The sequence below is a fragment of the Polyangium jinanense genome (assembly GCF_028435365.1).
This window is the reverse complement of the sequence record NZ_JAGTJJ010000093.1, coordinates 18,582-32,639: the sequence shown is the minus strand read 5'-3', so window position 1 is coordinate 32,639 and position 14,058 is coordinate 18,582. Positions and strand designations below refer to the sequence as shown.

The window sequence follows — 14,058 nt, the reverse complement described above, 5'->3', positions numbered from 1 at the left end:
GGCAAGTCCTCCGGAGGACCCCCCGGATCCGTCACCATCAGCCGCGGGCTCGAACGACTGGCACCCGCAGCAGAGATGCTACGGGTGCTCAGGGAGAATGGGCTCGCGAGATGAGACCAATGCTCAGGCCCTGGTTCGGGTCGAGGGGCGAACAGCCCCCGCGGGGCCCGGGGCGGCGCCCCGGCGCGGCGGCTCCAGGAAGAGACCAGTCCGCGTCAGGCATCCGCGGCTGGCGGCGAGAAGGGCTGCGGCGGTCCACTGTCCTCCTCGACCGGCTCCGGGGGAGGGGGCGCGCCGACGCGAATTTTGCTCTCAATCAAGACCGCGCGGCGCGGGCGGGGCGCTCCGATCTTCGCTTCGCGCAGCTCGTCCACGATGCGCTCCCGAAGCAGGTCTCCGAGGTCTTCGTCTTGTCCAGGCGGCACGCGCGCGATCACGCGGAGGAGGACCGAGCCCTCGTTGAGCTCCTGCACCTTGACCTCGACGGGGCCGTTCGCGCCCGCCTGCCCCGAGAGCGCTTTTTCGGCCACGGACGCGAGCAGGGACCGCACGCGCGTGAGGTCCTCTTCGTAGGGCACATGCACGTCGACGATGGCGTTCACGTAGGCCTTCGAGTGATTCGCGACCTTGCGGACCTCGCCGTTCGGGATCGCGTGGAGCACGCCGGAGTCATCACGAATTTTGGTGATTCGCACGCCGATTTCCTCCACCTTGCCCCGCACGCCGCTCACTTCCACGAGATCACCCACGAGGAGGAGGTTCTCGAAAAGAATGAAGAACCCAGCCACGATGTCTCCCACGAACGCCTGCGCGCCGAGCCCGATGGCGACGCCGATGACCCCCGCGCCCGCGAGCAGGGGCGTGGGATCGATGGAGGCCTCCCGTAGCACCATCACGAGCGCCGAGAAATAGATCCCATATCGCAAGAAGCCCACGGCCACGGGGACCAAGGTCCTTCGTTGCTGAAGGTTTTCCTTCTCCCCGTCCTTGTCGACGTTGCCGAGGAAGATTTCCTGGACGAACAGGACGCACAGCTCGACCAGCACCCGGCTCGCATAGAAGATCGCGAGGATTCGAATGCCAATCCGCCCCCCTTGGGCCAGCCAGGTGTCGGGGGTGAAGGCGTCGGCCACCCACGTCGCAGCCGACAGATAAACGAAGTAATCGATGACGCGTTTCGTGATCGGCGCGAGGTGGGTCAGGCTGCCCAGGTATTTCAGCGGGCTTTCGAGCCGGGTGAGCCGCGTCGATCGGTCGAAGAGCACGTCGACGAGGACGTGCGCGGCGTTCGCCACGAAGCGGCTCACGTAAAAGGCGCCGAGGATGTACGCGCCGAGGAGGACGCCTCGCTGCACGTCCGGCGCGAGCTCCCCCGCGACGAGGACAGCCGTCCCGCCCAGGATGACCGTCCGGAGCGCGGTGCGGAGGCGAATCAGCGCCTCGGCCAGGGATTCGCGCCGCTTCTCGTCGACCTTCCAATTCGCGAGCCCCTTGCCGAGCGCGGCGACGATGGCCCTCGCGACGGCGTCGACGACGAGCGCGCCGAGGATGATCCCCACCGACGAAAGCAGGCGCGTCTTGAAAGGCCCGGAGGCGTCTTCGCGGAGGCGCGCGACGAAGGCCAGGGCCAGATCGAGCGCCCGGAGCCCCCGGAGGCTCAGGAAGCCCATGGCCGCGAGCGATAGGAGCCCGAGGAGCGCGACGCCGACGACCGCGCTGCGCCGGACGCGCCGCCGAAACTCCGCGCCGACGTCCTTCACCGTCTCCTTGTCGCCGAGCACGGAAGCGCTCAAGAGGACGCTGGAGAGACGCAGGATGGCCGTGACGATGAGCTGTGAAAGCAACATCAGCACGACAATCACGATGCAGAGCGCCACGAGGTTGTGGACGAGCAAATCGAGATTCGGCAAGGTCATCGATGTCCTCCGCGCCGGTTCCTCGGCGGGCTCGAAAAGCGTCGTACCCAGGCGCCCCTCTCGCGTCAAGCCGGAGCACGGCTCGCGCGTGGCCTTGTCCTTGATTCGACGGGATCCCTCTTGTATAGGGTCTTCGCCCCCAGCGGTCGGATGCGCATTGGCGAGCGGGGCAGGAAGGGTCGTGGAGAGATGAGCGACGAGAAAGCCCGGACCGGCAGGCCGAGCGTGAAGCAGTATTTCAAGTTCGGCGAGAGGCCATTCCTCAAGGGGGCGGGGACCAGATCGCCGGAGGCGTGGTTCTTGGGCACCAAGGCCGAGAACGCGGACGAGCTCGAGAAGCTCATCGTGGAGGCCATCCGGGACCATTCCTTCTGGAGGCGGAACTTCCACCCCCAGGATCCCACGCACATCACCGAGCAGGCCAAGCGGCACCCGTCCTATCTCCACGCGATGGACTCGCTGAAGGACAACCTGCGGTCGCTGATGTCGTTCCTCAAGAAATCGGTGCCCTTCTTCAGCGGCCGGTATCAGGGGCACATGAACTGGGACACGTCGCTCCCCAGCATCCTGGGGTATTTCGCGGCGATGCTCTACAACCCCAACAACGTCGCATTCGAAGGGTCGACGTCGACGACCATCCTGGAGATGATCGTGGGCGACGATCTGTGCCGGATGCTCGGCTACACCGTCCCGGAGGACGGCGACACCACGAAGGGGATCGTGAGGCCCTGGGGGCACATCACGAGCGGCGGGACCGTGGCCAACATCGAGGCCATCTGGTCGGCGCGGAATCTGAAGTTTTACCCGCTCTCGCTCCGCGATGCATTGAGGGCCGAGCCCTCCCTCGCCGCGGCGCGCGACATCGAGGTGAGCACGTGTGATGGCAGGCGCGCGCGCCTCGTCGCGCTCGACGCGTGGTCCCTTCTGAATCTGAAGGTGGACGACATCCTCGCGCTGCCCGAGCGCCTCACGGAGGAATACGGCATTTCGAGCGATACCATCACCAAGGCCATGTCGAGCCACTCGCTCCAGCACCTGGGAATGCAGGAGCTTTTCCGGCGCTCGGGGGCGGACGTGCCCGCGTCGCCGGTGATTCTCGTCCCCGCCACCAAGCATTACTCGTTCCCCAAGGCCGCGGCCGTGCTGGGCCTCGGCTCGGCGAACGTGCTCGACGTTCCCGTCGATTGCGACGCGCGCATGAGCCTGTCCGCGCTGGAGAAGATGCTGCGCGATTGCCTCGAGCAGCGGCGGCCCGTGGTCACGGTGGTGGGCGTCATCGGCAGCACGGAGGAGAGCGCCGTGGATCCGCTCAAGGGGATCCTCGAGCTGCGCTACAAGCTCCAGAAGGAGGGCCTGTCGTTCACGGTGCACGCGGACGCGGCGTGGGGAGGTTATTTCGCCTCGATCCTGAGGCCCGACGAGGGGCCACGCGCGAGAGACGAGCGCACGGGTCCGGTGCCCGAGATCGGGATGAGCGGATACGTGACCTCGCAGTTCTCGGCGCTCGGCCGGGCGGATTCCATCACCGTCGATCCGCATAAATCGGGTTACATTCCTTATCCGGCCGGGGCGCTCTGTTACCGGAATTCGGCCATGCGCGACATGGTGACATTCAAGGCGCCCTACATCCTCCACGGGGACGCCGAGCCCACCGTCGGCATCTATGGGCTCGAAGGGTCCAAGCCGGGAGCGGCGGTGGCCGCGGTGTACCTGAGCCACAAGGTCATTCGACCCACCCGGAGCGGATACGGGCAGATCCATCGGCGGGCGCTGTTCAATTGCAAGCGGTTTTACGCGCGGCTGCTCAGCATGGCGAGCCCGGAGGATCGGTTCGTCGTGGTCCCCGTCCCGCGGCTGCCCGCGGAGATCTCGGGCGCCGACGTGGAGACCGAGCGACGCTTCATTCGCGAGCGCATCGATCGGCGTAGCGTCGAGGATCTCCTGTCCGACCCGGAGGCGATGGCGTTCCTGCCCGAGATCGGGCCCGATCAGAACATCCTGACCTACGCCGTGAACTTCAGGCACCCGGACGGAACGCTGAATACGAGCCTCGAGCTCGCCAATCGATTGAACAAGGCGATCTACGATCTCCTGAGCATCGATCCCGGAGACGACATCTATGGCTATCGAATGATCGTGAGCACGACGGACTTCAGCGAGGAGCACTACGGCAATGTCTTCATCGAAGATTACAAGCGACGCCTCGGGGTCGCGTCGTCCCCCGGCACCACGGTGACGGTGCTCAGGTCCACGACGATGGAGCCGTGGATCCTGGAGACGCCCGAGGGGTCGATGCTCGACGTGCTGGAAAACGAGCTCCGGGACGCGATCTTCAAATCGATGATGCGCGACTCGATGTTCCAGATCTTCGAGGAGATCGACGCCAACCGGGATGGCGTGCTCGACGTGGGCGAGGTGATGGCCAAGTTCCGGGAGAAGGGCTATCGGGATACCGAGATCGACGAGTTCTTGCGCCTGTGCGACATCGACAGGAGCGGAACCGTATCCATCGACGAGTTCCTGGGGGCCTTCTCGCAGTTCGTGGCCAAGGGGGCGCTTACCGCGGGCAGGTGACGCGGCTCTTCAACCGATCGACGTTCTCAGGAAGGTTTGCCCCGTCCGAAGCTCAGGCACGCACGCAGGCCATCGCGAAGGTTGGAGCGCGTCAGGATGCTGCTCAGATTGACGTCGAGCGAGATCATGGCGCGCGCCACGGCGGGCTGGATGCCCGTGATGACACTCCTCGCGCCGAGGAGCCGCACGGCTCCGATGATACGCACGATGTGCTCGGCCGTCCCCGGATCCATCTCGCCGACGCCGGTGAGATCGATGATCGCGAACTTCGATTGGGTCTCGACGATGCGCGCGAGGAGGTTCTGCGTGATGATGGCGGAGCGCTCCTCGTCGATGACGCCCACGATCGGAATGGTGAGCACGCCGTCCCACACCTCGAGGATCGGCGTGGAAAGGACGCGGATGAGCTCTTTTTGCTGCGCGATGAGGTCCTGCTTTTGCAAGAGCTCGATCTCCTGCCGGTGCTGCTGCTCGGCATTGAGCGAAAGGATCCGAGCGTTGGCTTCCTCGATCTCCATGGTCCTCGCGCGCACGTTTTCCTCGAGGCTCGAATAGAGCAGCGCGTTTTCGATGGAAATGGCGACCTGCGCCGACAAGAGCCGGAGCATCTCCATTCGATCCGGCGTGAACACGCCGGCTGCGAGCTCGTTTTCCAGGTAGATCACCCCGACGAGGCGCCCTTGCCGGAGGATGGGCGCCGAAAGGAGCGATCGGGGCTGGCTCTTCTCGATGTAGGAATCTTCCGCGAAGGGGCTGTTTTTCGCCCCTTCGTGGAGGACGACACTCTCCGCCGTCCTCGCCACGTATTTCACCACGCTGGTGGCCAGATCCTGGCGCGATTCCAGGGGCGACGCCGGGAGCACACGGATCTCCGACCGATCGATATGGCCCTCGGCCCGGATCACGAGCCGCTCGTTTTCCCGAAGGATCACGAACCCCTTTCGAGCGCCCGCGCTCTCGAGGATGACGTGCATCAGCTTCTGGAGGAGCCGGGGGAACAGGATCTCGCCCGAGATCGCCTGCGAGGCCTTGATGACGACGCCGAGGTCGAGCTCGCGCGCGGCGTGATCTCCGTCCGGCACGCGTTCGACGCGGCGCAGCCCGGTGTCCGGCCGGAGCACGTGCGGGAAATCCTTCTCGAGGCGCTCCGTGACGCGGACGGCGCCCCACCGAGCATAGGCCCGATGCGCCTCGGCCAGGTACGCACGCGCGAGGAACGACCTGCCAAGGTCGAGGTAATGACGGGCGCAGAGCTCGTTGCCCAGGGCCTCGTCATGGGCGAATCCTCCTTCTCGGGCGGCGGTGATCCCCTGGTCGTACAGGTTGCCCGCGCCTTCGGATTGCTCGATCCGGGCAAGCTCTGCCTTCAGCAAGAGGCTGCGGTGGCGTAGGCTCTCCGGATTGAGCTCCGCCCAGAGGTCCATTCTGCGCACGCAATCGTGGAGCCTCGCGAGGTACGCTTCTCGCAGGTCCGGGGACACGGTCATGGAAGCCCGCGCGAAGGCCACTCCGCCATAAAAGTAGAAGCAGGGCGTCGCGTGCCAGGCCGGGAGCATGACGTCGCCGGCAGGATCCGTCGTGCCCCACATCTCCGCGACCTCTTCGTAGGCGCCCTTGAAGACACCTCCGATGACGTCGTATACGTTCGCGAAGTAGAGCGAAGCCGTGTTGTTGATCTTCCGGGCTTCCTCCTTGATGACGTTCATGTCGACCCAGGCGACGCGCGACGACGTGTCCGCGTCCGCGGGCCTGCCCAGATCCTCGCAAACCTCGGCGATGGCGCTGACCATCCAGGTCATTGCGTTGAATTTGTCGAGCTTGCAGAGCGGCTGGTATTGCCGTGCCTCTTCGAGGATTTCCTGGATGTGGCGCCCCTGGAGAAGGCTGTTCGTGCTGGCATTGGCCGTGTTGTAGAATGCCCAGATGTATTGACCCGTCTCGACGCCGGTGTGCATTCCTCTGCGCAGCGTCGCCTTGTAGGTCGTATAGCCCTCCTTCCAGTGCTGGACCCACGCCGCCCACATGTTGGCCAGCATGGCCTCGGACTTCTTGTCCGGGTGAATCTCGTTGAGGCGGGCTGCCGCTCGGCCGAACTCGTACCCCTTCTCGACATCCATGCTGGCGCACAGGACGGTCCCGAAGTTCATGAACGCGAAGATCGAGTTCTTGGAGATGCCGTGGGTCAACGTGTTTTGCAGCATCTTCATGATCGTGATAGCCAGGTTGTTCGTGCCGAGCTGGTAGCAGGGCGTGAACAGCTCCTGCAGGACATCCTGCAGCACGGCGATCTCCGGGTCGTTCTGCAAGGGCAGGTCGATGAGCGAGGCGACGGGCCGGTCGCCGATCATGGCGAACGTCTGCGCGCGCTCGGCGGCGAGCGCATTCGCGTCCGGGAAGGGCGGCAAATGGATGCCGAATGCTCGCAGTGCAGCGAGCCCCTCGTCGAGGGCGGCGAGCAGATCGTTCTTCAGGATCTGCACGTTCATGATCAGGCGCCGGACCTCCGTCTGGTGCAGGCGCCCCTGGGCTTTCTCGAAGCAAGCGGCGAGGGTCGCGAGCGCGTCGTCGTGCCGCTCGCAAAGCGACTCGAGCGTGCCCTTTTTCGTGTGATAGGCGAACGAAAGCCCGTACTCCGAGCTCCACGCGTCTTGGGGCAGCATGGAAAGGCCATGCTCGAGATACTTGAGCGCAGCGGAGAAGGCGCCTGACTCCTCGGCGCGCCCGGCGACCTTCAAATTGAGCCGCGCGGAATCGAGCCGCGCGTCGGGCGCCGTGATCAAATCACCCGCGTTGTTCAGGTGATTGACGATGTCGAACAGGTTCTGGCCCTTGTCGGGATCCAGCTTGAGGAGAAGGATCTGTCCGATCCGATAATGGCACGCGGCCCTCTCCCCCGCCGGGATCAAGGAGTAGGCGGCTTCCTGGATCTTGTCGTGCGCGAAGCGGAGCTGTTCGCCCGCGGTCACGATCAAGCCCTCGCGGATGGCTTCCTCCAGGCTCGCGTACGTCTCGTCGGGAGGGGTCGCGCTGACGGCGTTCAAGACCTCCAGATCGATGATGTTGCCGATCGCCGAGGCCACCCGGAGGACGTCTTGCGTGCGCGGCGGGAGGCGCCGGATGGTCTCCGCCATGAGGCCGAGGACGTTGTCGGAGTAGTCCAATCGCTCGATGGCCGACAGATCCCAGCGCCATCCCGCCGTGGGATCGCGGTAGAGCACCTTCGCCTCGTACAGGTGCCGCATGAACCGCTTCACGAAGAATGGATTGCCGCCCGTCTTTTTCAGCACCACCGAGGCGAGCGCGTCGCCGTCGCGTACGCCGAGGCTGTCCTTGATCAGGGCGCTCAGGTGGGCGATCTCGAGGGGTTCGAGGACGATGTCGACGACCTCGATGCCGCCCTGCTCGAGCTCCTCGAGCGCGACCATGAAGGCGTGGGTCGGGCTCACCTCGTTGTCCCGGTAGGCGCCGCAAAAGAAGAGAGCCGCCCTGTCCTCGTCCGCGAGGATGGTCTTGATCAGGCTCAAGCTCGCCGAGTCCACCCATTGCAGGTCGTCGAGGAAGATCACGAGCGGGTGGGCCGGCCGGGCAAACACCGAGACGAACTTCTTGAAGTAGAGGTTGAAGCGGTTCTGCGCCTCGACCGGGCCGAGCGCGGGGACGGGCGGCTGCTCGCCGATGATGTGCTTGATCGAGGGCAAAAAGTCGCAGAGGACCTGCCCGTTGCTGCCGAGGGCGCTCAGAATGGCGTCCCGCCACGCCGCGAGCCGCTCCTCGCTCTCGCAGAGGAGCTGCTTGATGAGCGCGTCGAACGCCTGGATCACGGCGCTGTAGGGGGTGTCGCGGATGTACTGGTCGTACTTTCCGCTGATGTAATAGCCCTTTTCCCGCGCGAGCGGCTTCAAGATCTCCTGGACGAGGGAGGATTTCCCGATGCCCGAATATCCCGACACCAGGATGATCGCTCGCCTGCCGCGGAGCACGTCGTCGAACGACTCGATGAGCTTGCGGATGTCCTTTTCCCGACCGTAAAGCCCCTGATGGATCTGGAGGAGGTCACTCCTGTCGTGCTGGCCGAGGACGAACGGCTCGATCCAGCCGATCGCCTCCCATTGCCGCTGGCACTCCGCGAGGTCGACCCGCAGGCCCTCGGCGCTGTTGTAGCGATCCTCGGCGCCCTTGCTGAGCAGCTTGAGGAGGATGGCGGAGAGCGCCTCGGGCACCTCGGGCCGCGCCTCCGAGGGCGAACGGGGCGTCGCGGCGATATGGGCGTGGATCAGCTCGAGCGGGTCCTCTGCCTCGAAAGGCCTGCGCCCCACGAGCATCTCGTAAAAGACGACCCCCAGCGAGTACATGTCCGTCCGGTAGTCCACGCTGCGGTTCATGCGGCTCGTCTGCTCGGGCGAGGTGTAGGGGAGCACCTCCGACAGGACGCGGCGGCTATAGATCTCCTCTTTCTCCCGCGTCACGACGCAATCGACGCCGAAGCCGGTGAGCTTGACCTGATTTCTCTCGCCGAGCAGGATGTTCTGGGGCCTCATGTCACCGTGGATGAGGCCGTGGCGGTGGATCTCGGCCAGGGCTTCGGCCAGCGAGATGCCGAGGCCCAGGAATTCACCGATTTCGAGCCTTCCGCGCCCCTGCAGGACGCTGGCCAGCGTGGAGCCGGGAACGTATTCGGTGATGACCGCCAGGCTATCCCGTTGCTCCTCGACGCCGTGGACCTTGACGATCTTCTCCGAATCGATCCGTTGAACGATGCTGTAGGTATGCTTGAGGCGCGCGACATCCGCGATTCGGCTGTAGTCGGCCTCCATGACCTTCACGGCCACGGTGAGCCCGTCGGTCCACCGGCGGGCGCGGTACGTCACATATCTGACGCCCTCGCCGATTTTGGTCGTGATCTCGAACCCCTTGACGTCGGCCGTTGTTTCGTCAGTTGCCAAGAACTGCGACATAGCTCCCCCTGTCCGGCGCGTCGCTTCCACGCGCGTCGCGCCCCTTTGCGCATCCCTGCGCCCCTCTCCACGGTCTGCTGATGAAACCAGCAGTCTAGAGGCGCGCTTGTGGGGAAATCAAGCGCGGACAAATCTATCCCGCTTGGGACGGATGTGTTCCGTACTGCTGTTGCTTACGGAGATGGATTTGCGAAATTGATTACGGATGCAGGCGGTGGACGAGCTCGAGCGTCCTCACCGCGCGGGCGGGGGCGGCCATTGACATCCTCGAAGGCCCCGAGCGCCTGTGTCGGCTCGACCTGGCCGTCCTCCCCGACGGACGAGCGAGCCTGCCGCTAGGCCCCCACGTGCGCGAGCACGTATTGTGCTTACCAGCGCCCGTTCTAACTTTGACACCACGTGCTCGGCGAGGGGGGCGAGATGGGCGGCACGCCGGTGAGGAAAACGGCAATCAGCACAGCGCTCGTAGGGCGATACGAGCTCCTCGAGACGTTGGGCGAGGGAGCGTTCTCCACCGTTTACAAGGCACGGCAATGGACCACCAACCAGGCGGTCGCCGTGAAAGTGCTCCGGATCGCGGAGGACCCGAGGGGGCCCCTGCACGGCAAGAGAATCGCTCGCTTCCAGCGCGAGGTGCGCATCTGCGCGCAGATGCACCACCCGAACATCGTGCATTTGCTCGATTCGGGGCAGCCCGAGCCAGGGCTCGTGTATTCGGTCTTCGAGTTCGTGCCCGGGAAAGACCTCGCCAAGGTGCTCGCCGAAGAGGGCAGCCTGAACCCGCTCGAGGCGCAGCACTTCATGCTGCAGGTCCTCGACGCGCTCGCCTGCGCGCATGCGAGCGGCGTGGTGCACCGGGACTTGAAGCCTGCCAATCTCATCGTGACCACCACCGGCGCGCGGCGAAACGTGCTCGTGGCCGATTTCGGCGTCGGCGCGCTCGTGGAGGAGGCGCGCGGCGACGCAGGCCGGATCACGATGACCAACGAGTCGCTCGGGACGCCCGCTTATGCGGCACCCGAGCAGCTCCGCGGGCTGCCCCTGACCCGGCGATCGGATCTCTATGCGTGGGGGCTCGTCTTTCTCGAATGCCTCACCGGCAAGCGGGCGGTCGAGGGCGCGACGGTGGCCGAGGTGATGGCCGCGCAGCTTTCGTCCGAGCCCATTCCCATCCCCGCGAGGATCGCGGACCACCCGCTCGGCCGCATGCTCCGGCGCGTGACCGAGAAGGAGCCCGCCGCGCGAGGCGTGACGGCGGAGAAGCTCCTGCGCGAGCTCGAGGCCCTCGATCTCAGCGATCTCGCGCCAAGCGACTGGACAGCGCGACCTTCGCCAAAGAGCACGGACGAGGCTCGGGCCCTCGGCAGCGACAGCCCGGAAGGCAGCGGAGAGAGGCGCGTGCGCCTGATCGAAGGGGAGCGGCGGCAGATCACGGCCGTATGCTGCGCATTCACGGCCGGGAGCGTGAAGCCCGGCGCCGTCGAGCTCGAGGAGCTCGACGAGATCCTCCGCGTCCAGCAGGATGCGTGCGTCCAGATCGCGCGGGCGCGCGGCGGGTACGTCGCGGGCGCGCTCGGCGGTGCGCTGCTGTTCTACTTCGGTTACCCGGCCGCGCGGGAGGGAGACGCCCAGCGAGCGGCAGAGGCGGCCTTCGCCGCGCTGGACGAAATGTCCCGGCAAAGCGCGGCGCTCGAGGCAAGGCGCGGGGTGCGAGCCGAGCTCCGGGTCGGCATGCACACGGGCATGGTGGTCGCGCGCGAGCTGCGCGAGCCGGCGAGCGCGGGCCCGGGGTACGTCGTCGGGGGGACGCCGAAGCTCGCGTGCCGCCTCAGCTTGCTGGCGCAGCCCGGGGCCATCGTGGTCAGCGGGGAGACGTACCGGTTGCTTCGCGGCCATTTCGCATTCGAGGAGGGCGGGGAGCACCGGCTCGACAACGTCACGGCCCCCGTGGAGTTTTATCACCTGCAGCAGGGACCGCCGGAGGGCGAGAGGATGGCGCCCCTCGTCGGTCGCGCACGGGAGCTCGAGACCCTGCTGGAATGGTGGCGCCGGGCGCGCGACGGCGCTGGGCAGGCCGTCGTCGTGTGCGGCGAGGCAGGCATCGGAAAGTCACGCCTGATCCACGAGCTCCGGGAGCGTATTCGCGGCGAGGACCATACGTGGCTCGAATGCCGGTGCTCGCCGCACGCCATGAACAGCCCGTTTTACCCGATCATCGAGGCCTGGATGCGGCTCCTCTGGCCGGAAGGAGAGGCGAGAGCCGAGGGCAGCGCGGAGCGGCTCGAGGCGCTGCTCACGACGTATGGGTTCGATCTCGCCGAGGCCATGCCCATCCTCGCGTCGCTCCTTTCGATTCCGCTGCCCGCGCGGTGGGCGCCGCTCGACGTCTCGCCGCAGAAGTTGCGGGAGCTCACCCGGCATGCCGTCCTTTCGTTTCTCTTCGAGATGGCCGAGCGGGAGCGGCTCGTGCTCGTGGCGGAGGACGTGCACTGGGCGGATCCGAGCACGCTCGAGCTGTTCACCCAGCTCACGGACGAGCTCGCGTCGGCCCGCGTCTACGCCATCTTTTGCGCGCGCCCCGAGGTCCTTTCGCGCTGGTCGCCCCCCGCGGCGCACCACGTGAAGCTCGAGCGCCTCGGTCGGCCCGAGGTGGAGCAACTGGCCCGGGCGGCGACCGCGGGGCGTTCGCTCCCAACGGAGGTGCTCGACCGCATCGCCGCCCGCACCGATGGGGTGCCGCTGTTCGTGGAGGAGCTCGTCCAGATGATGATCGAATCCGGCGCCCTCGTCGAGCAGGCGGGTCGTTATCAGCTCGCCGACCGGCTCTCGGATTTCAGCATTCCGAACACGCTGCGGGATCTGCTCATGGCGCGCCTCGACCGGCTTGGCAAGGCCAAGGAGACGGCCCAGGTGGCCGCGGCGATCGGCCGGGAATTCACGTTTGATCTCATCCGCGCGGTGAGCCCCCTCGAGCCGGACGAGCTCCGCGAGCACCTCGACCAGCTCGTGGCCTCCGACCTCGTCCACTGCAAGCGGCGGCTGAAAAACCCCGTCTACCTGTTCAAGCACGTACTGGTCCGGGACGCGGCGTACGAGTCGATGCTGAAGCGATCGCGTAGGGAGGTGCACGCGCGTATCGCGGCGGCGCTGGAGGAGAAATTCCCCGACATCCCCGAGGCGCGGCCCGAGCTCTTCGCCTATCACCTCGCGGCCGCGGATCAGAAATCGCGGGCCATTGGATATGCGCAGAAGGCCGCAATGTCGGCGCTGCAGCGGTCGGCCAACCGGGAGGCGATCGAGCACGCCACGGAGGCGCTGGGCTGGCTCCCCGTCATCGAGGACGCAGGGGAGCGGGCCGTCGTCGAGCTCGAGCTGAATGGGAGCCTGATGCCTGCGCTGATGGCCACGCGCGGCCACGCGGCCCCGGAGCCCGCATCGGTCGCGCGGCGCTCCCAGGAAATCCTGGACCGGATGGGGGACCATCCGCTCGCGTTCGTCGCCTCATGGACGCTTTTGCTCTATTACCATAATCTAGGATACCGCGATCAGCCCATCGCGATGGCGCAGCAGCTCCTCGCCGCTGGGGAGCGCAAAAACGAGCCAGTGCAGCAGGCGGCCGCCTTGATCGTGCTCGGGGAATGCCTCTTTCTCGCGGGCCGATTCGAGGAGGCTCGGACCAGCCTGGAGCGCGCCCTGATGCTGTACGACCCCGCTGAGCACCATCAGTATGCCGTGATGCTCGGTACCGACCCCCAGGTCCATGCCCAATCGGTTCTCTCCCTGTCGCTCTGGTTGATGGGTTATCCAGAGCGATCGCTCGCGCTGGGCATGGCCGCCCTCGCGCGGGCGCGTGAGCTGAAACACGCCAATACCCTCGGCCTCGCGCTGGTGTACGTCGCCGGGCTTCGGCATTATCGGCGCGAGCCGGAGCAAGTCCTGGAGGTCTCCTGCGAGCTCATCGATCTGGGCGAACGAATGGGCCTCGACCCATGGAGGATGATGGGCACAGCCCTGGTCGCGTGGGTCGAGCGCGACGTCGAAGCGGTATCACGTTGCGTCTCGATGTTCCCCTCCTTCCAAGGGCAGACTGCATTGCCCTATTGGAGCTCACTCGTCGCAGAGTCCGAGGCAGCCGTGGGGAGGCTCGGAGACGCGTGCGCGCGCCTCCGGCAGGGCCTGGCGCTCGCAGTGGAGTGGCGCGAAGTCTACTACGTGGCCGAGCTCCACCGATTGCTGGGCACGTATCTGCTCGCACTGGGCCAGGGCGAAATGGGCGAAGCGGAGCATCATTTCCGCGAGGCGATCGACGTCGCCCGCGGGCAGGGCGCGCGGATGCTGGAACTGCGCGCCACGGTGGAGCTCTGTCGCATCCTGCAGACCCGGGGACAGATCGACGAGGCGCGGAGAATGCTGGAGGAGGCCCATGGGTGGTTCACGGAGGGCTTCGAGACCGTGGATCTGAAGGATGCTCGCGCGCTCCTCGGGGAGCTTTCTCCTTCGTCGCAGAGCCGCTGAAATCGAAGGGAGCGGGTTTCGAGGCGGAAATGCCGGTCTCTTGACCGGCAGAGGGGTCGTCCCATGTTCGCGCCGAGGCGAACGGGCGGGCGACGTGG

At 66.1% G+C, this 14,058-nt stretch carries 4 protein-coding genes; 2 read left to right on the top strand and 2 right to left on the bottom strand.

Annotated features, from left to right (window positions below; translation table 11 throughout):
* Positions 1–215: 215 nt before the first annotated feature.
* Positions 216–1,916, bottom strand: coding sequence for a mechanosensitive ion channel family protein (locus KEG57_RS51860; RefSeq protein ID WP_272428606.1), 1,701 nt, complete (start codon positions 1,914–1,916; stop codon positions 216–218).
* A 189-nt stretch (positions 1,917–2,105) separates the two neighbouring features.
* On the opposite strand from KEG57_RS51860, the gene KEG57_RS51855 reads away from it, so the two are divergent.
* The gene (locus tag KEG57_RS51855; RefSeq protein ID WP_272428608.1) at positions 2,106–4,490 is read left to right on the top strand and encodes a pyridoxal-dependent decarboxylase; all 2,385 of its coding nucleotides are present in this window, start codon (positions 2,106–2,108) and stop codon (positions 4,488–4,490) included.
* A 26-nt stretch (positions 4,491–4,516) separates the two neighbouring features.
* On the opposite strand, the gene KEG57_RS51850 is transcribed toward KEG57_RS51855, so the two are convergent.
* Complete coding sequence (locus KEG57_RS51850) at positions 4,517–9,433, bottom strand: AAA family ATPase (RefSeq protein ID WP_272428610.1); 4,917 nt, start codon at positions 9,431–9,433, stop codon at positions 4,517–4,519.
* Positions 9,434–9,844: 411 nt separating this feature from the next.
* On the opposite strand from KEG57_RS51850, the gene KEG57_RS51845 reads away from it, so the two are divergent.
* Positions 9,845–13,960, top strand: a complete 4,116-nt coding sequence (locus KEG57_RS51845) for a TOMM system kinase/cyclase fusion protein (protein ID WP_272428611.1) — start codon at positions 9,845–9,847, stop codon at positions 13,958–13,960.
* The last annotated feature ends 98 nt before the right edge of the window (positions 13,961–14,058 follow it).